The organism is Streptomyces sp. V3I7 (assembly GCF_030817495.1).
Lineage (GTDB): Bacteria > Actinomycetota > Actinomycetes > Streptomycetales > Streptomycetaceae > Streptomyces.
Genome location: NZ_JAUSZK010000001.1, coordinates 5,151,360 through 5,174,976, shown reverse-complemented (window position 1 = coordinate 5,174,976; position 23,617 = coordinate 5,151,360). Strand labels below are relative to the sequence as shown.

Annotated in this window: 17 protein-coding genes and 4 pseudogenes; 11 read left to right on the top strand and 10 right to left on the bottom strand. The window is 70.5% G+C overall.

Annotated elements, in window-relative coordinates; all coding sequences use genetic code 11:
* Window positions 1-118: 118 nt before the first annotated feature.
* The gene (locus QFZ74_RS24140; RefSeq protein WP_307622906.1) at window positions 119-913 is read right to left on the bottom strand and encodes a hypothetical protein; all 795 of its coding nucleotides are present in this window, start codon (window positions 911-913) and stop codon (window positions 119-121) included.
* A gap of 464 nt (window positions 914-1,377) precedes the next feature.
* Entirely contained in the window at window positions 1,378-2,070 is a 693-nt protein-coding gene (locus QFZ74_RS24135; protein WP_307622905.1) for a DUF4232 domain-containing protein, read from the bottom strand.
* A gap of 382 nt (window positions 2,071-2,452) precedes the next feature.
* Here QFZ74_RS24135 and QFZ74_RS24130 point away from each other — a divergent pair, with 382 nt between their 5' ends.
* The gene (locus QFZ74_RS24130) at window positions 2,453-4,834 is read left to right on the top strand and encodes a helix-turn-helix domain-containing protein (RefSeq protein ID WP_307622904.1); all 2,382 of its coding nucleotides are present in this window, start codon (window positions 2,453-2,455) and stop codon (window positions 4,832-4,834) included.
* 180 nt (window positions 4,835-5,014) lie between these two features.
* On the opposite strand, the pseudogene QFZ74_RS24125 reads toward QFZ74_RS24130, so the two are convergent.
* A pseudogene (locus tag QFZ74_RS24125) lies at window positions 5,015-5,104 on the bottom strand (VapC toxin family PIN domain ribonuclease); the annotation flags it as partial.
* Window positions 5,105-5,271: 167 nt separating this feature from the next.
* On the opposite strand from QFZ74_RS24125, the gene QFZ74_RS24120 reads away from it, so the two are divergent.
* Both QFZ74_RS24120 and QFZ74_RS24115 read left to right on the top strand, forming a co-directional pair.
* Complete coding sequence (locus QFZ74_RS24120) at window positions 5,272-6,024, top strand: spermidine synthase (RefSeq protein WP_307622903.1); 753 nt, start codon at window positions 5,272-5,274, stop codon at window positions 6,022-6,024.
* Between the two features lie 386 nt (window positions 6,025-6,410).
* Window positions 6,411-7,610 carry a threonine/serine exporter family protein gene (locus QFZ74_RS24115; RefSeq protein WP_307622902.1) on the top strand — a complete coding sequence of 400 codons (1,200 nt, stop codon included), beginning with the start codon at window positions 6,411-6,413 and terminating at the stop codon, window positions 7,608-7,610.
* 215 nt (window positions 7,611-7,825) lie between these two features.
* Here QFZ74_RS24115 and QFZ74_RS24110 read toward each other — a convergent pair whose 3' ends face one another.
* A complete protein-coding gene (locus QFZ74_RS24110) occupies window positions 7,826-9,070 on the bottom strand; it encodes an RNA-guided endonuclease TnpB family protein (protein WP_307622901.1) in 1,245 nt (414 codons plus the stop codon).
* A gap of 27 nt (window positions 9,071-9,097) precedes the next feature.
* Here QFZ74_RS24110 and tnpA point away from each other — a divergent pair.
* Window positions 9,098-9,513: pseudogene (gene tnpA / locus QFZ74_RS24105) on the top strand (IS200/IS605 family transposase).
* Window positions 9,514-9,797: 284 nt separating this feature from the next.
* Here the strand turns inward: tnpA and QFZ74_RS24100 are convergent.
* From QFZ74_RS24100 to QFZ74_RS24085, 4 genes are all read right to left on the bottom strand, one after another.
* On the bottom strand, window positions 9,798-10,766 hold the full coding sequence (locus tag QFZ74_RS24100; protein WP_307622900.1) for a helix-turn-helix domain-containing protein: 969 nt from the start codon (window positions 10,764-10,766) through the stop codon (window positions 9,798-9,800).
* Between the two features lie 222 nt (window positions 10,767-10,988).
* A complete protein-coding gene (locus QFZ74_RS24095; RefSeq protein ID WP_307622899.1) occupies window positions 10,989-11,357 on the bottom strand; it encodes a hypothetical protein in 369 nt (122 codons plus the stop codon).
* Between the two features lie 233 nt (window positions 11,358-11,590).
* Window positions 11,591-12,991 (bottom strand): HAMP domain-containing sensor histidine kinase, encoded by a 1,401-nt coding sequence (locus QFZ74_RS24090; protein WP_307622898.1) that lies wholly within the window; start codon window positions 12,989-12,991, stop codon window positions 11,591-11,593.
* Window positions 12,988-13,659 (bottom strand): response regulator transcription factor, encoded by a 672-nt coding sequence (locus QFZ74_RS24085; RefSeq protein ID WP_307622897.1) that lies wholly within the window; start codon window positions 13,657-13,659, stop codon window positions 12,988-12,990. Before QFZ74_RS24085 ends, QFZ74_RS24090 begins: the two co-directional genes overlap by 4 nt.
* A 194-nt stretch (window positions 13,660-13,853) precedes the next feature.
* Between QFZ74_RS24085 and QFZ74_RS24080 the strand changes: the two genes are divergently transcribed.
* From QFZ74_RS24080 to QFZ74_RS30475, 6 genes and pseudogenes are all read left to right on the top strand, one after another.
* Window positions 13,854-14,543 (top strand): DUF4956 domain-containing protein, encoded by a 690-nt coding sequence (locus QFZ74_RS24080; RefSeq protein ID WP_307622896.1) that lies wholly within the window; start codon window positions 13,854-13,856, stop codon window positions 14,541-14,543.
* Window positions 14,540-15,415, top strand: a complete 876-nt coding sequence (locus QFZ74_RS24075) for a VTC domain-containing protein (RefSeq protein ID WP_307622895.1) — start codon at window positions 14,540-14,542, stop codon at window positions 15,413-15,415. Before QFZ74_RS24080 ends, QFZ74_RS24075 begins: the two co-directional genes overlap by 4 nt.
* Window positions 15,412-16,290 (top strand): phosphatase PAP2 family protein, encoded by an 879-nt coding sequence (locus tag QFZ74_RS24070; protein ID WP_307622894.1) that lies wholly within the window; start codon window positions 15,412-15,414, stop codon window positions 16,288-16,290. The genes QFZ74_RS24075 and QFZ74_RS24070 overlap by 4 nt, the downstream gene beginning before the upstream one ends.
* Window positions 16,291-16,459: 169 nt before the next feature.
* On the top strand, window positions 16,460-17,659 hold the full coding sequence (locus tag QFZ74_RS24065) for an MFS transporter (protein WP_307622893.1): 1,200 nt from the start codon (window positions 16,460-16,462) through the stop codon (window positions 17,657-17,659).
* A 142-nt stretch (window positions 17,660-17,801) separates the two neighbouring features.
* A pseudogene (locus QFZ74_RS24060) lies at window positions 17,802-17,908 on the top strand (3-hydroxyacyl-CoA dehydrogenase family protein); the annotation flags it as partial.
* Window positions 17,897-17,995, top strand: a pseudogene (locus tag QFZ74_RS30475) (hypothetical protein); the annotation flags it as partial. The pseudogenes QFZ74_RS24060 and QFZ74_RS30475, both read left to right, overlap by 12 nt.
* A gap of 244 nt (window positions 17,996-18,239) precedes the next feature.
* On the opposite strand, the gene QFZ74_RS24055 reads toward QFZ74_RS30475, so the two are convergent.
* Window positions 18,240-19,568 carry a class I SAM-dependent RNA methyltransferase gene (locus QFZ74_RS24055; RefSeq protein ID WP_307622892.1) on the bottom strand — a complete coding sequence of 443 codons (1,329 nt, stop codon included), beginning with the start codon at window positions 19,566-19,568 and terminating at the stop codon, window positions 18,240-18,242.
* 161 nt (window positions 19,569-19,729) lie between these two features.
* Window positions 19,730-21,778: an APC family permease gene (locus QFZ74_RS24050; protein ID WP_307622891.1), complete on the bottom strand. Its 2,049-nt coding sequence runs from the start codon at window positions 21,776-21,778 to the stop codon at window positions 19,730-19,732.
* 515 nt (window positions 21,779-22,293) lie between these two features.
* Here QFZ74_RS24050 and QFZ74_RS24045 point away from each other — a divergent pair.
* Window positions 22,294-23,364 carry a S1 family peptidase gene (locus tag QFZ74_RS24045; protein WP_307622890.1) on the top strand — a complete coding sequence of 357 codons (1,071 nt, stop codon included), beginning with the start codon at window positions 22,294-22,296 and terminating at the stop codon, window positions 23,362-23,364.
* The last annotated feature ends 253 nt before the right edge of the window (window positions 23,365-23,617 follow it).

The window sequence follows — 23,617 nt, the reverse complement described above, 5'->3', positions numbered from 1 at the left end:
GGACCGCAATGAACCGGATAAAGCGTGACAAGCGAAACCTGAACACATCCTGAACGTGATCGGCTCGGCCACCGTGACGAGACCTGCAGCGGCGTTGCCGGACACTCGGCGTCGCCCGTCAGACCGTCCTGCCGCTCGACGCGTCCCGGCGGGACACGGCCAGGTAACCGACGAAGCAGACGATGGCGACCGTCCAGCCGAGAGTGACCGGGGCGAGCCCCAGCCCGAGCCCGCCCCGGGCACGGCCCGCCGCCATCCAGTCGGCGAGGGAGGCCCCGAGGGGGCGGGTGATCACGTAGGCGGCCCAGAAAGCGGTCACGGCCTTCAGACCGGCGAAGCGGTGGGCGACCGCGGGCAGGCAGATCGCGACGGCGAAGAGGACCACCGAGCCGAGGTATCCCAAGCCGATGGACGCGGTCAGGTCACCGACCGCGGTACCCAGGGCGAAGGTGGCGAGCACGGCCGCCCAGTAGAAGGCCTCTCGGCGGCGGGTGCGGACGCTGTCGATCGCGAGGGTCCGCTCACTGGCGTACCAGAGGACGAACACGGCGATCAGCGCGGCCAGGAAGAGCGGCGTGGACAGCGTGTACGACACTCCGAGGCCGACGTGCAGGACGTCGGCGGCCATGGTGCCGAACACACTGACCATGACGACGGCCGTCCAGTACACCCAGGCGATGTAGCGCCGGACAGCGAACTGCAGGACCAGCGAAGTCACCAACGCGAGAGCACCGAGCCCGACCGCCGGCACCGGCCCGAACAGATGAGCCAGCCAGTCCGACGCGGTCTCGCCCATGCCTGTGGTGAGCACTTTGATCACCCAGAAGTAGACGGACACCTCCGGGACCTTGTTCACCAAGGTCCGGAAAGGAGCAGCGGTCGGCCGATTGTCGAGGAGGTGCTCTGTGATCATGAACCGCATGATGACACCCTGAACTCACAACATTCCGGACACTTTTGCCGCCGCTTTGAGATTTCCGGGGAATGAGTTTCAGCTGCGCGCCCGCAGCCTGAAAGCTACCTGAACACTTCGGCGAAACGCCTGGTCACGCGCGCTGATCCAGTGATACACGGACGACTTGGCATGACGCTGCGGAATAGGTCGCGGGACCCGCTCGGGCCTCGGGCACCGGCGAATCAAGGCGAATTCCGAGACTCCGGCCGATCGAAGAATTCACCGGCATGACAACGGGCCCCCCGGCGGCGCGGTCCTGCGCGTGGACCATCGTCGCGAGGTCCGGATGCGCCCCCGTCCCGCGCGGCCGGCAGCCGCGGCAGCCGCGGTCACACCGACGTAAGCGTGGACCGTGGCGCCGACGCCGATGTGACCGTTGATACCTGAGGGCCTCTCGGGCCCGTCATGCCCCGCAGCGGGTCTCAGAAGTCGTCCGCGCCGTTGCGGAGTTCGGGGGTCCAGTAGCCGGTGAGGGCCTTCGCCGGGTCGACGGCGATGCCGCCGCTGCCGGGTGCGGTGACCGTGATGACGGCTGAGTCGCCCTCGAGCATGACCATGAACGCCGACACGGGCTCATTGTCCTCGTCGACCCCGCCGTCCGACAGCTTGACCAGGGCGTACGCCGGGGCTCCCGCCGTGAGCACGACCGGCGTGGCGGGCTTGCTCTTGGCGACGGCAGGAACGTCCTGCTTGTGGCTCTCCAGGAACTGGACGTGCGGAAAACCCGTCAGCCGGCAGGAGTGGCGGGAGGTGTTCTTCGCCGTGAGGACGAGGTGGGTGTAGGGCGGACCGCCCTGCGTGGCGGCGGTGACGGTGACGTCCCGCGCGGCGCAGACCGGGACGGATGCGTTCACCTGCTCGCCGGTCGAGCCGGTGGACCCCGCGGAGCCGCCGGTGCCGGTGGAGCCCTTCGATACCTTCGAGCCCGCCGAGTCGGTGGAACCTGTCGGGTCGGACGTGCCGGTGCCCTTACCGTCCGACGCCTTCACAGCCGCCGAAGTGGCCGCCGCGGGCGCCGACTTGGAGTCCGCGTCGCTCTGGCAGGCGGTGAGGGACAGGGCGAGGGCCGTGCCCGCGACAGCGAGCAGGGCGGAGCGATGACGAAGCGTGTTCATGGAGAGTTCCCCCGTGAGTGGTCGGGGGCCGCGGCTAGGTGCCGTCGGCCGAAGTCGTTCTACTGGTGTTCCGCGGTTCTCGTTGCCCTGCCCGACCGGTAGTCGGACGACAGGGCGTACCCGAACTCGCGGCAATCGCCGTGCGCGGCGGCGGGTGGTCTGTGCCGCTCCCTTGCCGGCACGCGGTCCGCCCCCGGGCGGATCCGTCCGGTGAGGCTTCGTTGCCTGGACTTCGTATGCCTGAGAGCGTCCCCCGCCTGCCTTGAGTTGATCACCTCCGGCCTCCGCGTCCCAGGCGGTTCTCCCGGAAGAAATGTCGTCCGCCATACTTCTGCCGGGGGGCTTGCATCCGGACGAGCCGGACGATCGGGGGACATCGACGGTGCACGGGGGCACCACGCCTCTCACGGGGGACTTCGGGCAGCGGCTGCGCCATCTGCGGGCACGTGCCGGACTGAGCCAGGAGGCTCTCTCGCACGCGGCCGGAGTGAGCGTCCGGGCCCTGGCCGACATGGAACGCGCGCGCACCCGAGGGCCACAGCGCCGTACGGTTCAGGTTCTGGCCGAGGCACTGGGACTGGACGACGACGAGGCGGCGGACCTGGAGAAGTCCGCCGCCCTGGGCCGTCCGCGCCCCCGTACGGCCGCCGGCCCGGCCGCCCCCGTCACCTTGGCCCTCCCGCGCGACATCCAGGACTTCACCGCCCGCGTCCCGGTCCTCGCCCAACTGCTGAACCTGGCGCAGGGCGCCGATCCGAGCCGGCCGGTGGTCACCGTGGTCGCCGGGCAGCCCGGTCTGGGCAAGACCGCGTTCGCGGTGCACGCCGCGCACCGCCTCGCCCCGCACTTCCCGGACGGGCAGTTCGCGCTGGACCTGCACGGCATGGATCCCGAGCCGACCACTCCCCGGGACGCACTCGCCCGGCTGCTGGGCGCGATGGGGGTCGCCGACGCCGCGATACCGACCGGCACCGACGACCGTGCGGGCCTGTGGCGGTCCGTGGTCGGCGACCGGCGTGTACTCCTGCTGCTGGACAACGTCGTCGATGAGTCCCAGGTCAGCCCCCTGCTGCCCGGCACCGGCCCGTCACTGACCATCGTCACCAGCCGCCACGCCCTTTCGGGTCTGGAATCCGTCCACCGCAGCGATCTGGCGCTGCTGCGGCGGGAGGAGGCGGTCGAACTCCTGACCCGCATCATCGGCCCGGAACGGGTTCAGGCAGAGACGCAGGCCGCACGCGACCTGGCCGACCTGTGCGGACACCTGCCGCTGGCCGTCCGGATCGCCGGCCAGCGGCTCCTCAGCCGCCCGCACGAACGCCTGGGCAAGCTCGTCGCCCGCCTCGCCGCCGAGGGCCGGCGACTGGACGGCCTCCAGGCCGGAAGCCTGCGGGTGCGTGCCGCTTTCGCCCTCTCGTACCGGCAACTCCCCCCGCGGTCCCGGACGTTCCTGCGCCGGGCCTCGCTGGCCGCAGGAGCGGACTTCAGTCCCGAGACCGGCGCACTCCTGGCCGGCCTGCCCTACGACGAGGCGGTCGCCTGCGCCGAGGAACTGACCGACGCCGGGCTGCTCCAGAGCGATGCCGCCACCGAGCGTTACCGCTTCCACGACCTGCTCAGGCTCTACGCGGCCGAGCAGGTCGCGGCCGAGGACGGCCCCGAGGTCCGCGATGCCGCCCTCGACCGGGCCGCGCGATGGATGCTGCGCCGGGCCACCGCCGCCGCGCTGCACTTCGACGTCGAGCACGACCGGACCGCTCCGCACGACGTAGGCGACCCGGACCCGCACGACGGCCCGGACCCGCACCGCGCCCCGAACCCGCACGGCGACCCGAACCCGGACGGCGACCCGGCCCCAGACGGAGCGCCCATCGGACGGGAGGAGGCGCGGGCCTGGCTGGAGGCCGAGCGAGCCCAGTGGCTCGCCGCGCTGCGCCGGGCCCACGGCACCGGCCACCACCGGCAGGTCCTGGACACGGCGGAAGCGATGCACTGGTTCTCCGACCTCAACCAGCACTGGGAGCAGTGGGTGGAGGTGTTCCAGCTCTCCGCCGCCTCCGCCCGCTCGCTGGGCAGCAGGCGTGAGGAGGCGGTCCACCTCAACTACCTCGCCTGGGCCTACAACCTCTGCGTCGCCGATCCCCACGCCGCCCTGACGTCCGCCGACGCCGCGCTCATGGCAGCCCGCGACTGCGGGGACGGGCTTCAGGAAGGCTGGGCACTCGGCTACGGCGCGGGCGCGGTCCACCGGCTGGGCCGGGCGCAGGAGGCTCACGCGCGGCTGCGCGAGGCGGCCCGCTGCCTGGCCTCCCAGGACTCCCCGCAGGCCCGGCTGGCCGAGCTGACGATCCTCAACTCCCTCGGCAACCTGCTCCGCCAGGCCGGCCGGGCGGCGGAAGCCCTGGACATCCACCGCCGCAACGAACGGATCTGCCGCGCGGGCATCCCGGGCCGGACGGACGAGCTGATCGCGTTGTACCACGCGGTCGCCCGACAGCAGATCGGCAACGACCTGGCAACGCTGGAACGCTGGGAAGAGGCCGAACCGCCGCTCCGTCAGGCCCTCGCCGCCTTCGAGGCCGCGCAGATGCCGGCCTGGGCCGGACCGGCCCAACTCGACCTGGGCCAGGTACTCAGCGCCACGGGCCACCCGGATGCCCGGCAGACCCTGCTCGCCGCCCGCGACGCCCTCGCCGCCCTGAAAAGCCCACGACAGGCCGAGGCCACCACCGCCCTCGCCGCGCTCGACGAAGCCGCCACCTGACCTGAGGCCCGGCCGTCAACAGACCGAACACTCTGATGCTGCCGGCGAAGAGGGCGTCGTTCCTGCAGAAACCGCAGGTCACCGAGAGCATTCCTGGTCTGCTGGCGTCCCGCGTGACCTTTGAGCGTCAGACGAGCGTCACGACCGACAGGAACAACGCCACGAACGGACCCCACGACATCAGAGCGGAAGATCGTCGGGCAGCACCCGGAACGCCTTGTGCCGACCGAGCGGACGCACTGCGCGGAAGTCGCGGCGGTCGAGGGTGAGACGTATACACTGCGCCGGCAGGCGCCGGGCGGCCGCCCATCCGTCGATAGAGCAGCCGTGAAGTGCCCGGTGGAGTCTCGGACGAGGACAGCGAGCCGACGAGAAGACGAAGCCGCCTGCGGATCCTGCAATCGCATGTCTCGGACCAAAAGACGGGGAGTGCTCCGGTGAGCGCACGCTTCGAAGAACTCGACTGGCGGGAAACGCCGTTGGGCGAGCTCGCCCTCCGGCGGCGCAGGTACCCCGGTGTCGCCGAACCGGTCTACGAGATCAAGCTCAACGACGAGTTCCTGATGTCCAGCCTGTTCACGGTCGCCGAGGAGAAGTTGGCCGACCTGGCCCTGGCGGAACTGACCACCCCCGAACTCGCCGTGCCCGCACCGCTCGACGTGGCCGTGGGCGGCCTGGGTCTCGGCTACACCGCCGAGGCGGTGCTGAAGAACCCGGACGTGGGCTCGCTCGTCGTCATCGACATGCTCGACGCAGTGATCGACTGGCACGAGCGCGGGCTGATCCCCGGCGGGCTGGCGGCGGATCCGCGGTGCCGGCTGGTGCACGGTGATTTCTTCTCAATGGTCCAATCCGCGGCGGGCCTTGACCCACTCACCCCCGAGCGCCGGTTCCACGCGATCATCGTCGACATCGACCACTCGCCGCGCCACCTGCTGCACCCTGACAACGCCGGCTTCTACCGGCTCGACGGCCTGCTACGCCTCAGCGAACGCCTTCACCCGGGCGGGGTGTTCGCGCTCTGGTCCAACGACCGGCCCGACGAGGAGTTCCTCGCGGTGCTCACCCAGGCCTTCGCCGAGGCGCGCGCCGAGGTCGTCACCTTCGACAACCCACTGCAGGAACGCGAGGCGACCAACACCGTCTACCTCGCCCATACCCCCCGACCCACACCACGAAGTGCCCCGTGACCGAATACCGATGACGCCAGGCGGCGCAGCCGTCCGACGGGACCCCGACCAGTCGATCCGGTCCGGAGAGCTCGACCTGCTGGATATCGCGAAACAGGTCGGAGCCCACCGGTGCCACCAGGGCATGGCTTCGTCCAGACCCTCGCCGCGCGCGAGTCCTCTCAGGACACACGCCGGCCGGCCGCCTGGGCAGACGCCGAGACCACAGTGCCGCGCCTGCTGTGGCCACAGCCCCCGTCCACCCACGGACCGGTCGCTGTCCTCGAAGACTCCGATCCCCGCGTGAAGGAAGCATGACGATGTCCCGCAGTCCCCGCGACCGCCGCGGCAGCGGCGACCCATCGCCCTCGACACCAGAGTGGCATGGGCCCCAGGAGAGGGTTCCAGTGCGCCGGCTGCTGCTGGAGCTGGGCGCCGATCTGCTCGGTGGCGGGATGGCAGTCCACGAGGTGGAACAGTCGCTGCGTGACCTCGGTGCCGCCCTGGGGGCCCCGGATGTGTGCGTAGCCGCTGTGCCCACCGGCCTGTTCGTCGCGCTCGGACCCGACCAGGCCACCGCCTACCGCAGCGTCGGGCCCGCCCTGCGGTTCGAGCAGACGGCCGACGTGCTCGACCTGGAAAACCGACTGCGTACCGGAGCCCTGGACGTGCACGACGCGATGGGTGCGCTCACCGCCATCCGGCGCACGCCTGCCCGCTGGCCCGCCTGGGTTTCCGACCTGGGGGTCGTGCCCATCGGCGCCGGCCTGTGCCTGCTGCTGCAACCCGCCCTGCCCAACATCATCGCCGCCCTGCTCGGCTCTCTGATCGTGGCCGGCCTGCTGGCGCTCACGCGGCACTGGCCGCCGCTTCGTCCGCTGCTGCCCGTCTCGGCCGGCTTCACCGTGTCGCTTCTGGTGCTTGCGGCCGCCCAGGCATCGCTCCTGGACGGGTCCCTGCGCACCATCGTGGCGATCCTGGCCGTGCTGCTGCCCGGCAGTCTGCTGGTGACCGGACTGTCCGAGATCGCCGCGGGAGCCATCACTGCCGGAACCTCCCGCCTGATGTCCGGAACCGTCCAGCTCGTGCTCTTCCTCACCGGCATCACCGTCGCCGCCGCGATCATCCACGCCCCATCCCACGACCTGAGCAATCAGCTGGTCGCCCACGCCGGCTGGTGGGCGCCCTGGACGGGGCTGGCCCTGGCCGTCCTCGGCATCGTGATCAACGTGAACACACCTCTGCGGGCCACACCGCACATCGCCGCCGTGGTCGCTGTGACCGCCGCCGTGCAACTTCCCGTCCAGACAGCGTGGGGCCCCGCCGCAGGTGGCCTGACCGCAGCGATCGCCGCCTCCACCGCCGCCACCGTCGTCCACTGGCTGCCAGGCGGCCCCTCCTGGCAGGTGGCCTACCTCCCGGCCTTCTGGATCGTGGTGCCCGGCTCCTTCGGCTTGCTCAGCACCGCCCAGCTCACCACTGGCAACGCCACCCATTCCCTGATCACCGCAGTATCAGCGGTCATCGCCGTATCAGTGGGAACTCTGATCGGCTCAGTCATCAGCCACACGCCTCGGCCCACACGCCACCAACTGTCCCCGCACTGATCTGAGAGGACGTTAAGTCCGTTTCTGATAGCGGCCTCGTCCGGGTTGAGCGAGGAAGCCTTGTCGAGTGAGGCACCCGAGCCAGCTGCGGGTGACGTTGATGGATGGTTCGTCGGCGGCCATACCGAGGAGTTCGTGCAGCTCACGGACGCGGAACACTGGGTCGGGGTGCTGGGTGAAGGCATTCACGATGGCCTGTTGACGTGCTCCCTGGCCTAAAGTCCAGGGATTCCGGCCTGGGTCGTCTGACCCTTCCGGGGGCTTCCTGCTTCACCGCGCTGGGCGGGCACGGGTGCCCGTCTTACCGGCGCTCCACAGGCGTTTAGCGTCTCCGCCCGTCCGGCGGCGACGATACGGCGTCCCTCGAAGAGGACGTTGCGGGCTGCGTTGTGGTCGCGGTCGTGCACGGTGTGGCACTCGCCGCACGTCCACTCGCGGACGTGCAGGGGCTTGGGGCCGTCCCGGTGTCCGCAGGCCGAGCAGACCTGAGAGGACGGGAAAGCACGGCCCACCTTGGCGAAGACGCGGCCGTGCAGAGCCGCCTTGTACTCCAGCATGCCGACGAACGCGGACCATCCCGCGTCGTGCACGGACTTGGCGAGCCGGGTACGGGCCAGGCCGGACACCGCGAGGTCCTCCACGTACACCGCTTGGTTGTCGCGAATGATCTGTGTGGATGCCTTGTGGTGCCAGTCCCGGCGCCGGCTGGCCACCCTGGCGTGCTGGCGTGCGACCTTGATGCGGGCCTTGGCCCGGTTCTTCGATCCCTTGGCCTTGCGGGACAGCTCCCGCTGAAGGCGTTTGAGTTTCTTCTCCGCCCGGCGCAGGAAGCGCGGGCTGTCGATCTTCGTCCCGTCGGACAGGACGGCGAAGGCGGACAGACCGAGGTCGATACCGGCGTCGGTCTCCGACTCGGGGAGGGTGTCCGGCTCGGTGTCCACGACGAAGCTGAGGAAGTACCGGCCGGAGCTGTCCTTGGTGACGGTCAGAGACGTGGGTGCGGCCGGGAGCCGGCGGGACCACTTGACCTTGAGGCTGCCGACCTTGGCCACGTACACCGTGCCGTCGTCCTTCAGGGAGAAGGCGTTGGTGTTGAGGCGGAGCGACTGCCGGGTGTCCTTCTTCGACTTGTAGCGGGGAGGGCCGACCTTGCGGCCCTGCCGCTTACCCTTGACCGAGTCGAAGAAGTTCTTGTAGGCGGTGTCCAGGTCCCGCAGAGACTGCTGCAGGACGACCGCCGACACATCCGCGAGCCAGGCCCGTTCCTCCGTGCGCTTGGCCTGGGTGATGCGCAGTCGCGAAAGATCCGCCGACTTCACGTACGGCAGCCCCGCCGCGTGCGCTTGTTTCCGGTCACGCAGGCAGTCGTTCCACACCACGCGGGCGCACCCGAACGCCTGCGCCAGCGCACGGCGCTGGGTGCCGTCCGGATAGGCCCGGTAGTTGTAGCGGAGCTGCACAGCCAAGATCCTAATACGATTGGTCTCATGGAGGGGCAGAACGACTACAGGCGGGGCAGACACGTCGTTTCGGCGATGCATGTGCATTTGGTCTTCGTGACAAGTACCGGCGCGGGGTGTTCAACGACGAGATGCTGACACGCTGCGAAGAGATCATGCGCAAGGTCTGCGAGGACTTCGAGGCGGAGCTGAAGGAGTTCAACGGCGAACGCGACCACGTACACCTCCTGGTCCACTACCCGCCCAAGGTCGCCGTCTCCAAGCTGGTCAACAGCCTCAAAGGCGTCTCCGCCCGCCGGATACGGCAGGAGTTCCCCGGCCGGATCAACCACGCCATCACGCACGGACACCTGTGGTCGCCCTCGTACTTCACCGCATCATGCGGAGGAGCACCGTTGGCAATCGTCCGCCAGTACATCGAGCAGCAAAAACGCCCGCTCTGATCTGCGAGTCAGAGCAGTGCTGAGATGCATCCATCCCCGGCGTGAACGCCGGGGCCTTCTGCAAGAGTCCCGGTAAGCGTTGGGTGACTCAGTCGGATCCGGCGCGGTTCCAGGCGGGACGCGTTCGGTGATGCCCTTCCGGGTGGCGGCCAGGTCCGAGAGTCGCGCTTCGGTCTCGGCCAGGGTGGCGGTCAAGTGCTCGATCTGATCGCGTAGTTCATTGGCCTGGGCTGTGGTCTGGGTCTGGTGCAGGTTTGGGTGACCGGTTGTCACCCGATCGTGCATCAGACCCGTTCGTCGCCTCCAACCGCGCTTATGAGGAGGCCGCTGCTGAGGCCGCTGCATACGAGGGGCCCGGCGATGGTCTGGACGAGGACGAGACCGTGGACCTGGCCGAGCAGGCCGCCGACGCGCTCACCGAAGCGTTGCTGGAACGATTTGGGGCGCTTGATGCCGAGGCCGTTGCCGTCGAGAACTCCTTCTGAGTTGGCCAGGGTGAACTGCCGCAGTGGGCCGAAGTGGGCCTCGATGCCCTTGCGGCGGCGGTTGGTGCCCCACAGCCGGTCGTCACCGACGGAGTAGCAGCCGTGGAAGTAGGTGACGCCGTGGGTGCGGTGGAAGGTCGCCGGCAGCCGGTTGGGCTTGTCCCGCTTTGCCCAGCAGGAGCCTGCGGTTGGCCGGATCCCCAGCGGTCCGAACTCGTCGAAGGCGAAGACCCGGTCCGGGAAGCGTTCCAGCACGTGCTCGATGCGGTCGAGCTTGACGTCGCGGTCGGGGTCAGGGGACTCCTTCCAGGTCTTGGTGCGTTGGAAGGTGATGCCGCGGCGCAGGAGCAGGCACCGTAAGGCTTCCCGGCCTATGTGGATGATGCGTCCGTGCACGCGGCGCAGGTAGGCGGCGAGTTTGCGGATCGACCAGCGGGTGAAGGGCTGGCCGAGCTTGGTGGGGCGGGTGGTGGCCGTCTGGATGACGAAGTCCTCGTCAGGCTTGAGCAGGCGGGGACGGCCTCCCGCCCATCGAGGGTCCAGGCAGGCCAGACCGATCTCGTTGAACCGGTGGATCACCTCCCGCACCGTGTCCTCGTCAGCCTGGACCAGCTGGGCGATCACCGGAACCCGGTTCCCGCCCGCGGACGCCAGCAGCATCATCGCCCGCCGATAACGCACCCAACTGGCACTGCCCCCGCGCACGATCTGCTGCAGCTTCTGCCCTTCCTGATCGGTCAGTCTGCGCACCCGCACAGGCTCGGCCACCACACCTCCAGCGATCGGAACGGACGCACCGCCCATCCAACCCCTCCGACCGCCACCCCGGCGAACCTATGCGGTCACAGCGCTAGCTCGGCCATTCACGACCTGTGGCGGGCGCCCGGTCAAAGACTGCCGGGTCGCGTAATTACGCGACCGTTCACAGTTCGCTTGTGGCAGTGCTGGTCGAACTCCCTCGACGCAGCGATGTTGTCGGGTGCGGCCTGGTCATCGAGGTGGCCTGCGGACGGGCTGTGCGGTAGTGGAGCTCCGGGCATCCCGGTAGGCGCGCAGGGTGGTGGAGCTGTCGGGCCATGGCTGTTCGAAGGGGCGGAGTCGTCGCCAGTCGTAGGGCGGATGGCCGAGTTTGGGGCGTCGGCGGTCGTAACCGTTGCTGGCGGCCCAGGCGCCGATGCAGACGATGATCAGGACCCGGGCAGCGATGTCGGCGGTGTCGGAGCCCGGTGCGGCCAGGCCGCCGATCGCTGCTGTCCAGAGCCAGTAGCCCAGCAGGGGGTAAACGACGAGCTGGTGCCAGATCTTGGTCGGGGCCAGGCCCTGTTCGCGGGTGAAGAACCCCTGGCCCCGGTGCCCCAACGCGTGCGGGCGCTCCTAGGCCCGCCCACGCCCTACCGCCGCCACCTGGTGGTGGCCCACGCCGCGCTCCTCGTGCTCAGCTGCGCGAGTCTGGCCTGGGCCGCCCACGACATGGAACGGCTCTTCGAATCCGCGATGCCCTCGCACAGCGCGGCCGCAGCCGCGCACATCCGCCGGACACTGGACCAAACCCGCGCTCAGCCCACCGGCCGGCCCGCGGAGGAGGGCCCCGGTCAGCAGGGAATGTCGAGGGTGACCGCGGCGCCGTGTCCGGTGTTCTCGGCGTGCGCGGTGCCGCTGTGGGAGGCAGCGACCGCCGCGACGAAGGCGAGGCCGAGGCCCGAGCCGGGGCTGGTGCGGCTGGCCTCGGCGCGTGCGAAGCGGTCGAATGCTTTGGGCAGGAAGTCAGCGGGGAAACCGGGCCCCTCGTCGGTGACGGTCAGACGCAGGTTCCCCTCGTGCGTGGTCGCGCTGACGCGCACGTCCCCGCGGCTGTGACGCAGGGCGTTGTCGACGAGGTTGCTGATGGCCGGGCGGATCCACCCGGCATCCACGTTGACAGCGCCGGGTGCGGCGTCGATGTGGAGGGTGCGGCTCTCACGTGCGGCGGCCGCGCGGTGGGGGTTGACGGCGGAGGCGATCAGCTCGGGCAGGTCCACGGGGGAGCGGGTGAGGTGTTCGGTGCCCCCGAGTTCTTCCAGGTCCAGCAGCGCGTTGGTCAGGTCGATGAGCCGCTGGACCTCGGTGTCCACCGAGCGGAGGGTTGCGGTGAGTTCGGCGGCCGGGCGTGGCTGGTGCAGGGCGACGTCCAGTTCGGCGCGCAGCAGGGAGAGGGGGGTGCGCAGTTCGTGGCTGGCGTCCGCGAGGAAGCGCCGCTCGCGGTCGGCGGAGGTTTCGAGGCGGGCGAGCATTTCGTTCAGGGTGTGTCCGAGGCGGGTGAGTTCGTCGTCGCGGTCATCGGGCACGGGCAGCCGCACGCCGGAGGTGCTGTCGGCCAGATTCGCGGCGCGGCGGCGGTAGCGTTCCACCGGATCCAGTGCGGCGCGGGCGGTGCGGTAGCCGACGTAGGAGGCGGCGAGCAGGGTGAGGCCGGCGGCGATGCCGAGCTGGGCGAGCAGTTCCCGCAGGGCCTCGTCGCGGTGGCCGCGGCGCAGTGCCGCGACGGCGATCACGGTCCGGCGGTCCGGCAGTCGGACTCGCTGGGCCTTCAGCCGCAGCGTGTGCGGGTCGAGTGAGGCCAGCCCTCCTATGTCGCGATGGACGGTGGCGCCGCCGGTGACAGACGTGATGTCTGGGGCGGTGAGCAGCTGTTTGGTGCTTACGAGGCCGCTGGCCTCGATGATCCGCCCGTGTGTGTCCAGGATTTGGTAGGCGCTGCCGTCCGGGCCGCCCAGCTTCCGGCCGGCGAGCACGTCGTTTCGCAGCTGGTGAAAGTATGTGGCCAGGTCCGCGTCGAGCTGCTCGTCCAGGGCATGCTGCACCCGCCAGTACACCAGGCCGGTGGCCCCGCCCAGAACGAGGGACATGGCGGCGGCAACGGCGAGGACCAGGCGCAGCACGATGGGCAGGCGGTGCCACCTCCGCAGGCCGCGCGGGCTGCGGAGGGCTGTGGCCGCACGCTTCTGCGGTGTCATGTCCGGATCTCCAAGCGGTAGCCGGTGCCGCGCAGGGTGGTGATGCTGTTCCTGCCGAAGGGTTTGTCGATCTTTGCGCGGAGCTTGGAGATGTGGACGTCGACGGAGTTGCTGTGCAGGTCGGCCTCGCCGTCCCATGCCTCTTCCAGCAGCCGGGTCCGGCTGACCACCCAGCCGGCGTTCTCCATGAGCATCTCCAGGACGGCGAACTCGCGCCGGGACAGGTCCAGTTCGACGCCGGCCCGCCAGGCGCGCTGCTCGTGGGGATCGAGAACCAGGTCACCGACCTCAAGACGGCTGCCGGGGGTGGGCCTGCGGCGGGAGATGGCGCGCAGCCGGGCGCTCAGCTCCTCCAGGGCGAAGGGTTTGACCAGGTAGTCGTCGGCGCCGGCGTCCAGCCCTGCGACACGTTCCTTGATCGCGCTGCGGGCGGTCAGCAGCACCAGCGGGACGTCGTTGGCCTCCCGGCGCAGGGTGCGGCACACCTCCACGCCGGTCATGCCGGGCAGCATCACGTCCATGACGACGGCGTCGACCCGCGGATCGCGGGCCGCGTCGAGCCCGCTGGGCCCGTCGTGCCGCGCCTCGGCGGTGTGCCCGGATTCACGCAGGTACTGGACGATCAGGCCGGCCAGCCGGACCTCGTCCTCGACGACCAGGAAGTGCACGCCGGAAGCCTAACCCGCCGGACGTGAGCCGCCGCCCGGGCCTTGGCGCCGCCGGACACCGCCGGACACCGCCGGACACCGCCAAGGCTTCATGGTCTGTTAATGCGACATCCCTAGCGTGCGTCACCTCACGACAGAAGCCGGCCCCTGACCGCCACGGGCGGCGGCCTCTGCCCGGAACGGAGACCACCACCATGCACCCCCCGATATCCTTGCTCGCCGCCAAATCGCTCGCCTCCGCCCTGACCGTGGGAGACCTGACGGCGCGTGCCGGCCTCGACGTGCTGGCGCTGCTGGTCCTGGTCGGCTGGCTGTATCGGCGTCGGCGCAGCGTGCCGGAGATGCCGCTCGCGCTGACCGCGCTCAATCTCGGACTGTTCGCCGCGATGACCGCGATCAGCGCCGGGAAGTTCCCGGCCGGCGTCGGATTCGGGCTGTTCGGCATCCTCTCCCTGGTCCGGCTGCGTAGCGCCGCCTTCACGGTCAGGGACGTCGCCTATGCCTTCATCGCGCTGGTGACGGCGTTGAGCAACGGACTGCCGCAGCGTGAGACCTGGATGATCATAGGCATCGACGTGCTCCTGCTCGTCGCGGTGCTGCTGGTCGATGATCCCGCCTCCCACCAGCCGACCCGCACCATGAAGATCACTCTCGACCGCGTCTACCGCGACGCCACCGACCTGCACACCGACCTGACGGCGCGGCTCGGCGCCGAACCCCTCGCCGTCGAGACCGACGAGATCGACTACGTACGGGAGACCACCCGCGTATCCGTCCGGTACGCCATGCAGGACAGCACGCGGGTCTTCATCCCCGGGCAGCCCGACACGGAGGACCCCGCACCGGTCCTCGCCGACGGGGCGGGCGGAGGGAAGTCGCTGTGACCATCACGTCAGCCGTGCCCGGGCAATCGGTGGCAGCCGCCGACACCCCTGTCCGGTTCGCAGACTTGCTGCGCCTGGACGAGCTGCGGGCGGCCTCGCTCGCTGAGGTCGATGCCGCGGCCGCACTCCAGCACCGGGTGGACCGCAAGTATCTGATACCGGCCTCGTCGGCGGCCCAGCTGGTGAAGGAGCTGGCCGGCACCCACCATGTCCTCGACATCCGCGGGCGCCGCACCACCGAGTACCGCAGCACCTACTTCGACACCCCTCATCTGACCGCCTGGCGCGCGCACAACCAGGGACGCCGCCGCCGGTGGAAGGTGCGCACCCGGCTGTATGCCGAGGACCGGCTGTGCCGGATGGAGGTCAAGACCAAGGACGGCCGCGGAGCCACCGTCAAGCACGCCCACACCGTCGACGCGGACGCCTACGCTCGCCTGGAGAGGGGCACCGAGGCTGCCGCCTTCGTCGAGGACGTGCTCCACGGCAGCGGGATAGACGTCACCGCCGCCGATCTCGCCCCGACCGGCGAGGTCTGCTACCACCGGGCCGCCCTCGCCGACCTCCAAGCCGGCACCCGCCTCACCGTGGACGGCCGGCTCGCCTGCCACCGGGGCGACCGGACGGCCGCGCTGGATCCCGGCTACGTCCTGGTTGAGACCAAGGGCACGGCCCGGCCCGCGCCCGCCGACCGGCACCTGCTCGGCCTGGGGGCCCGGCCGGTGTCCATCAGCAAGTACATCGTCGGACTCTCGCTGCTCGTCGAGGGGCTGCCCGACAACAACGTCCGCCACCTCGCCCGCACCCGCTTCCGCACGGGCCTGCGCACCGAGGCGCCGGACGCCCGCACCGAAAGGAACACCCCCGCATGAACCGCCTCCGCCAGGTGAAGTGGCAGTACGCCGTGATCGCCGCCCTTGCAGCCCTCGCCGCCGTCTTCGGCCTGCTCCACACCACCGCTACCGCCCCGGCCGCCGCCGCCACCGCGGCGAAGAAGAAGCCCGGCGCGACCGACCGGATCAAGAACGACCTCCCGCCCCTGCTCTTCGCGGACGCCGACGTGGCCGCCCTCGCCAAGCAGCAGACGGCACAGAAGCACACCGCGGATGCCCTGTTCGCCAATTGGAAGGCCGCGCACGGCTCCACGCGGGACGACAAAGCCTTCACCGCCTGGGTCGTCGAGCAGGTCCCCGCGCCGCCCGGCAAGGCCGCCCGGACCGCCGAACTGCACCAGGTGCAGCAGCTCGCCAAGACCCGTACGGCCGCCGGGAAGAAGGCCGCGACCTGGCTCGAAGTCCACGGCAAGGGCGACATCTGGAAGCTCTACGCGCACGACCAGCGCGAACTGCTCCCCAAGGAGCAGGGAGCGGCAGAGAAGACCACACTGAAGACCGCGCTGAAGCTGGCCAAGGCGATCACCGAGAAGCTGGCCGAACGCTACAAGCAGCCCGCCCCCTACGTCCTCGACCCGTCGCTCCGCCCCGACAAGCACGTCACCGCCGGGCAGAAGGGCCCCTACTCCTACCCCTCGCGGCACGCCGCCAAGTCCGCCGCCGCCGTCACCCTCCTCAGCGGCTGGGCCCCGCACCGCGCCGAGGACTACCGGGCCATGGCCGCCCAGATCGTCTACTCCCGTCTCTACATGGCCGGGCACGTGCCCAGTGACATCACCGCCGGCACCCTGGTCGGCGACCTCGTCGGCGACTACTTCGCCCACGCCACCTCGACGCCCGGCGCGGGCAAGTAGCCGCGGGGCAGTGGCTTCCGCCGTGCCGGTCCGGCCGCGGCCCCGCCCCACCCGGGCGGGAGCCGCGGCCGACAGCCCCCTGCCCCTGCCCCTGCCCCTGGCCGCGGTCGCGGTCACCTTCGCCCTGGCCCAACTGCCGCGCTGCACCAGACCCCGGAGGGGGGGGCCGATGACGGCCACGCCGATACAGGCCGCGCCCTCCCGGCGCATGTGGCCGCTGTACGCGGCCGGATTCACCACCGCCTTCGGCGCGCACGGCATCGCGGCCAGCCTCGGCGCCCTCTCCCACGACGCGGTGACCTCACTACTGGTCCTGGGCGGGCTCCTTGCCCTGTACGACGGCGCGGAGGTGCTGCTCAAGCCCGTCTTCGGCACCCTCGCCGACCGGATCGGCGCCCGCCCGGTCCTGCTCGGCGGACTCCTCGCCTTCGCCTTCGCCTCCGCCCTGTACGCGATCGCCGACAGCCCGGGCTGGCTGTGGGCCGCCCGCCTGGGCCAGGGGGCCGCCGCCTCCGCCTTCTCCCCCTCCGCCTCCGCCCTGGTCGCCCGGCTCAACCCGGCCGCCAAGCACGGCCGCGCGTTCGGCAGTTACGGCTTTTACAAGTCCATCGGCTACACCCTCGGCCCGCTGCTCGGCGGCGTGCTCGTGTGGGCCGGGGGGCTGCGGCTGCTGTTCGCCGTGATGGCCGTGCTCGCGGCGGCCGTTGCCGCCTGGGCCACGCTCGCGGTGCCGCACGTCGCGCCGCTGCCCAGGACCCGGCAGACCGTGCTCGACCTCGCGCGACGCCTGGCCGCCCCCGCCTTCTGGCAGCCCACCGCCGCCCTCGCCGGCGCCACCGCCGCCCTGTCGGTCGGTGTCGGCTTCCTGCCGGTCTCCGGCGCGGTGGCGGGCCTGGGCACGGTCGCCACCGGAGCCGCCGTCTCCGTACTCGCCCTGTGTGCGGCCCTCGTACAGCCCAAAGCCGGACGGGCCCTGGACGACGGCCGCATCACCACCCGCTCCGGACTGGCCACCGGCCTCGCCGTCACGGCCGCCGGCCTGGCCTGCGCCATGCTGCCCGGCCTGACCGGACTACTGTCCGCCGCGGTCCTGATCGGCGCCGGCACCGGCCTGATCACCCCGCTCGGCTTCGCCGCACTCGCCGCCTCCACCCCCAAGGAGCGGCTCGGCCAGACCATGGGATCCGCCGAACTCGGGCGCGAACTCGGCGACGCGGGCGGCCCCCTGCTGGTCGCCCTCGTTGCCACCACCGCCACCCTCACCTACGGCTACGCGGCCCTCGCCCTGCTCTTGGCGATGGGCCCGATGGCCGTTCTCATCACCCGCCACAGCACGACACAGGCACCCACGGATGCGCCGCAGATATAACCAGCAATCCCGCCCCCGGCAACGCTCGCTGAGCGAGTTCAGCTCGCTCCAACTGCACAGACGGCGCCTACTTTCCCCCGAACCAACCGCGGGAGAGCAGGCGCCGCAGTTTGCCAGCCCTACCCCCGCCCACCGGCTGGGGTCTGGCTTCGTCGCCGCTCAGGACATCGACACCGGAATGGAGCTGGGCTGCGCCCACCCGATGGGACGCTGAGGCTCGCGGACCTGATCGGTCTGGCCACCAAAGCATTCCGGCTCAGCACGAGCGGAGTGCGCCCGGACACGCAGATCCACACGCACATGTGCTGCGCGGAATTCGGCGACATCGTCCGGGCCAGCGCAGCCGTCACGGGCCTCGTGGTCCCTACCGGGACAACTGACCACGACGGACCTCGCCCATCTCGCGCGGCCACCTTCTTCAACAGTACACCGCCGTCAACCACGCAGGACCGGCCTCTGACCTGCCCGTACAGTCGCCTGACACTCCACCAGAACGAGCGTCAAATGAGCGTCATTTCAGCGTCAGGATATCGCCCGTAACGCACACACCGCACATAATGCGCACGCGCAAAACCGCAGGTCAGGAGCCCTTTGCGGCCGGTTCGAGGATGGCGACACACTCCACGTGGTGGGTCATCGGAAACAGATCAAAAGCCCGAAGCGTCCGCACCCGATACCCGTGGTCCCGGAAGTACCCCAGGTCCCGAGCCAGCGCAGCGGGATCGCACGCCACGTACGCGATGCGTCGCGCGCCCAGCGACGTCAGGTGCTCCACCGTCTTCTTGCCGGCGCCCGCGCGCGGGGGGTCGAGGACGACGAGGTCGACCTCGGTGATGCCGGTGCGCGGGAGGACCGTCTCCACCTTGCCCTGCTCGATGCGGACGCGGGGGAAGTCGGCGAGGTTGTGGCGGGCGTCCTCGACCGCGCGCTTGCTGGACTCGATGCCGAGGACCGCGCCCTGTTCGCCGAGGCGGTCGGCCAGCGCGCCCGCGAACAGGCCCACGCCGCAGTACAGGTCCAGAGCCATCTCGCCCTTGCGTGGGAGCAGGCCCTGCATGACCGCGGTCACCAGGGTGTCGGCCGCCCTCGGGTGGACCTGCCAGAAGCCGCCGCTGCCGACGCGGTACGTACGGCCGTCGGCGCGCTCGCGGACGAAGGGGCGGCCGTGGACGCGGTGGACGCCGCCGTCCTTCTCGCCGACCCGCATCACCGACACCGGCTTGTCGAGCTCGACGATGGGCAGGCGGGCGCCGGGGCGGGGGGTGAGGATGACCTGGCGGTCCTGGGAACCCGTCGCCGCGATCGCCTCGACCGACTCCATGCCGGACCAGTCACGGGACTCCACACCCAGCTCGCTGACGCCCTCGGCGGCGATCATGCAGTGGTCGATCCGCTCCACCTCGTGCGAGCGGTGGCGGCGCAGACCGGCGTGGCCCTCGGCGTCGACGGCGTACTGGACGCGGGTACGCCACTGCGGCACCTCGCCCGCGGGCAGCTTGTCGCCCTCGGCCGGCATGACCGTGCCGTCCCAGCCCGCCTCCTCGGGGGTGAGGCCGGCCAGGCGCTGGAGCTGCTCCGCGATCACGTCCGCCTTCAGGCGGCGCTGCGCGCCCGGCTTGGCGTGCTGCCAGTCGCAGCCGCCGCAGCGGCCGGGGCCGGCGAAGGGGCAGGGGGCCGGGACGCGGTCCTTGGAGGCCTCCAGGACCTCGACCGCGTCGGCGCGCAGGAACCGCGCGCCCTCCTCGCCCTCCGTCACCCGGGCCACGACCCGCTCGCCGGGCAGCGCGTGCCGGACGAACAGCACCTGGCCCTCGGACGTACGGGCGATGCAGTGGCCGCCGTGGGCGACGGGGCCGATCTCGACCTCGTACTCCTCGCCCACCAGAGACTTCGTCGGTTCTGCCTGCATGGTGGGGTGACTCCAGATCGGGAAGGCCGGAAAGGGCGAAGGCCGTAGCCGGTGGGCCTGACAACAACAGCCCACCAGTCTACGGCCTCCCCTGCACGGCTCGGTCCCCCCGGCACCGTGCGGGCCACGGCTCAGTCCCGCTCCGCCCTACTCAGTCCTGCTCACTCCTTGCCCGCAGGCTCCTTCGGGCGCGCCTCCGCCGGTCCCCGCCGGACGGCGCCCGGTGCGTTCCATTCCTGCCGCTTGCGGGCGCGGTCGCGGGCCGCTTCGGAGGAGACCAGCTGGTAGGGCACGGAGGTGACCATGACGCCGGGCAAGAACAGCAGGCGGCCCTTCAGGCGCAGGGCGCTCTGGTTGTGCAGCAGGTGCTCGTACCAGCGGCCGACCACGTACTCGGGGATGATCACGGAGACCGCGTCGCGCGGGGACTCCTTGCGGAGGTTCTTGACGTACTCGACGATCGGCCGGGTGATCTCGCGGTACGGGGAGTCGAGGACCTTCAGCGGTACGTCGATGCCGCGCCGCTCCCACTCCTCGCGCAGCGCCTTCGTCTCCGCCGGGTCGACGTTGACGGTGAGCGCCTCCAGGGTGTCCGAGCGCATGAGCTTGGCGTAGGCCAGGGCGCGCAGGGTGGGGCGGTGGATCTTGGAGATCAGGACCAGGGAGTGCACCCGGGACGGCCGGACGCTGTCGTCGCTCGGGCCCTCGGGGGCGGCGATCTCCTCGGCGACGCGGTCGTAGTGCCGGCGGATCGCGGTCATCGTCACGTAGAAGATGCACATGCCGAGCAGCGCGACCCAGGCGCCGTGCGTGAACTTGGTGAACAGCACGACGACCAGCACCAGGCCGGTGAAGAAGGCGCCGAAGGCGTTGATCGCGCGGGAGCGGATCATGTGTCTGCGCTTGGCGGGGTCCGTCTCGGTGGCCAGGTGGCGGTTCCAATGGCGGACCATGCCGGTCTGGCTGAGCGTGAAGGACACGAAGACGCCGACGATGTACAGCTGGATCAGCCGGGTCGAGTCCGCGCCGTAGATGATCACCAGGAGGGCCGCGGTACCCGCGAGCAGCACGATGCCGTTGGAGAACGCGAGGCGGTCACCGCGGGTGTGCAGCTGGCGCGGGAGGTAGCGGTCCTGGGCGAGGATCGAGCCGAGCAGCGGGAAGCCGTTGTACGCCGTGTTCGCCGCCAGGAACAGGACCAGCGCCGTCGCCGCCGCGAGGACGACGAACAGGAAGCTGCCCTTGCCGAAGACGGCCTCGGCGACCTGGGAGATCACCGGGTTCTGGACGTAGCCGGAGCCGACCGGGGAGCCGCCCCGGATGAGGTCGGCGGCCGGATTCTCGGCCATCCGGACGTTGGTGGCCATCGCGAGGCCGATGATGCCGCAGAACATCGTGACGGCGAGCAGGCCCATCGCGGCCAGCGTGGTCGCGGCGTTCTTCGACTTGGGCTTGCGGAAGGCGGGCACGCCGTTGGAGATCGCCTCGACGCCGGTGAGCGCGGCACAGCCGGAGGAGAAGGCGCGCAGGAGGAGGAAGACCAGGGCGAAGCCCGCGAGGCCCTGGTGTTCGGCCCTGATGTGGAAGCCGGCGGTCGGCGCGTGCATGGTCTCGCCGAGGACCAGACCCCGGATCGCGCCCCACACGATCATGATGAAGACGCCCGCGACGAAGACGTACGTCGGGATCGCGAACAGCGAGCCGGACTCCTTGACACCGCGCAGGTTCATCAGCGTGAGCAGCACGATCACGGCGACGGCGCACAGCACCTTGTGCTCGATGATGAACGGGACCGCGGAGCCCAGGTTCTCGATGCCGGAGGAGATGGAGACGGCGACGGTGAGGACGTAGTCCACGAGCAGGGCGCTGGCCACCGTCAGACCGGCCTTGGGGCCGAGGTTGGTGGTCGCGACCTCGTAGTCGCCGCCGCCGCTGGGATACGCGTGGACGTTCTGCCGGTAGGAGGCGACCACGGTGAACATCAGCACCACGACCGCGACCGCGATCCAGGGGCTGAAGTGGTACGCCGACACGCCCGCGATGGACAGGACCAGCAGGACCTCACCGGGCGCGTAGGCGACGGAGGACAGCGGGTCGGATGCGAAGACGGGGAGTGCGATGCGCTTCGGCAGGAGCGTTTCACCCAGCCGGTCGCTGCGCAGAGCGCGCCCGATCAGGATCCGTTTGGGCACGTCGGTCAGTTTGGACACGACAGAGGATCGTAAGCCTTCGAACTGGCTGACGCCCACCCTCCCCCTCCCCCGGCCTCGCGCCGTCGGGTCGAGAGGGCCCGGATCTGCCTCACGAGTGAACTCGGGAGCGATTGGAAGTGCGGATTCCGTGGACGGTGTGGTCTTCGTGTCTTGATGGCAGACCCGCGGCAACCCCGCACGTCACCGCGCTCGTACCGCATCCGCGCCCGGCCCTCCGGAGGTCCCATGCCCGCGCCCGCAGAGCTGATCGGCGCCGCGGTCACCCTCGTCGGCCTCGCGATCCTGACCCTGTGCAGCGTGCGCAGTATCACGCGACGTTGACCGCCGGGCCGTGTACGGCTGTGCAGGTCCACACCAAAGTGTGTTACGCGCGTAAAGTCTTCCGCTTACTACTTGCCGACTACGCAGGGGCATCGGAATACTCCCTTCCGTGCTTGTCAGGGGCACGACGAGTAGATGCACTCGCGCGCCCTCCACCTTGGCGTCTGCCTCATCCCCACAGGAGCCAGCAAGTGCGTATCAGAACCTTCAGCAGTGCACGGCGCGCCGGGCTGATCGCCACGGCCTCCGGACTGCTCGCGGCGACCGTACTGACCATGCCCACCGCTCAGGCCGCCACCACCCCGGCCAAGGCCTCCCCCGCAGCCGCAGCCGCGGTGGCCAAGTCGCTCGGTGCCACCCGGACCGCGGGTTCGTACTACGACAGCAAGACCAAGACCTCGGTCGTCAACGTCACCACCCGGCAGGCCGCGCAGGCCGTTCGCGAGGCCGGCGCGACACCGCGGCTCGTCACCCACAGCTCCGCACAGCTCGCCAAGGCGGGCGACGCCGCCAAGGCCGCGGACATACCCGGCACCGCGTGGGCCACGGACCCGCGCAGCGACACCCTGGTCGTGAGCGCCGACAGCAGCGTCTCGCGCGCCGAACTCGCCAAGCTGAAGTCCGCCACCGCCTCCTACGGCGACGCGGTCACCGTCAAGCGCGTGAGCGGCACCTTCCGGAAGCTGCTCAACGGCGGCACCGCGATCTACGCCGACGCCGGCTGGCGCTGCTCCGTCGGCTTCAACGTCACCGACGGCGCCAACTACTACTTCCTGACGGCGGGCCACTGCACGGACGGCTTCCCGGGCTGGTACACCAACTCCGGCCTCACCACGTACGTCGGCCCGACCCTCGACTCGCAGTTCCCCACCAACGACTACGGCATCGTCCGCTACGACAACACCGGCGTCTCGCACCCCGGGAGCGTCAACCTCTACAACGGCACGAGCCAGGACATCACCACCGCCGCCAACGCCTACGTCGGTGAGTCCGTCACGCGCAGCGGCTCGACCACCGGCGTCCACGGCGGCACCGTCCAGGCCCTCAACGCCACGGTCAACTACGGCAACGGCGAGATCGTCTACGGCCTCATCCAGACCAACGTCTGCGCCGAGCCGGGCGACTCGGGCGGCTCGCTGTTCGCCGGCTCCGCGGCGATCGGCCTGACCTCCGGCGGCAGCGGCAACTGCTCCTCGGGCGGTACGACCTTCTTCCAGCCGGTCACCGAGGCGCTGAGCGCGTACGGCGTCAACGTGTACTGAGGCCGGCCGGCCTCCCCGCGCACCATCGAGCACGACGTGAGCCCCTCCGGTCCGCCGGCGGGGCTCACCCCGTGCGGGACCCCCTCGCCGCACGACACGGCTCTGCGGATATTTTGGTCGCAGGCAATCGAAGGTGACAGCCTGGCCCAGGCGGTGATCGCAACAGCGATTCCGCGGGCATGATGGTGCCGGGCGGCCGGCACGCAGGCCGCAGGTGTTGCCTGGCGAGCCGAGAGAGAGACATGAGCACGAC

Coding starts and splice junctions, on each gene's coding strand:
- QFZ74_RS24090 (WP_307622898.1), bottom strand. CDS start 12,991: ATGACACCGCAGAAGCGTGCGGCCACAGCCCTCCGCAGCCCGCGCGGC.
- QFZ74_RS24080 (WP_307622896.1), top strand. CDS start 13,854: ATGCACCCCCCGATATCCTTGCTCGCCGCCAAATCGCTCGCCTCCGCC.
- QFZ74_RS24070 (WP_307622894.1), top strand. CDS start 15,412: ATGAACCGCCTCCGCCAGGTGAAGTGGCAGTACGCCGTGATCGCCGCC.
- QFZ74_RS24065 (WP_307622893.1), top strand. CDS start 16,460: ATGACGGCCACGCCGATACAGGCCGCGCCCTCCCGGCGCATGTGGCCG.
- QFZ74_RS24140 (WP_307622906.1), bottom strand. CDS start 913: ATGATCACAGAGCACCTCCTCGACAATCGGCCGACCGCTGCTCCTTTC.
- QFZ74_RS24135 (WP_307622905.1), bottom strand. CDS start 2,070: ATGAACACGCTTCGTCATCGCTCCGCCCTGCTCGCTGTCGCGGGCACG.
- QFZ74_RS24055 (WP_307622892.1), bottom strand. CDS start 19,568: ATGCAGGCAGAACCGACGAAGTCTCTGGTGGGCGAGGAGTACGAGGTC.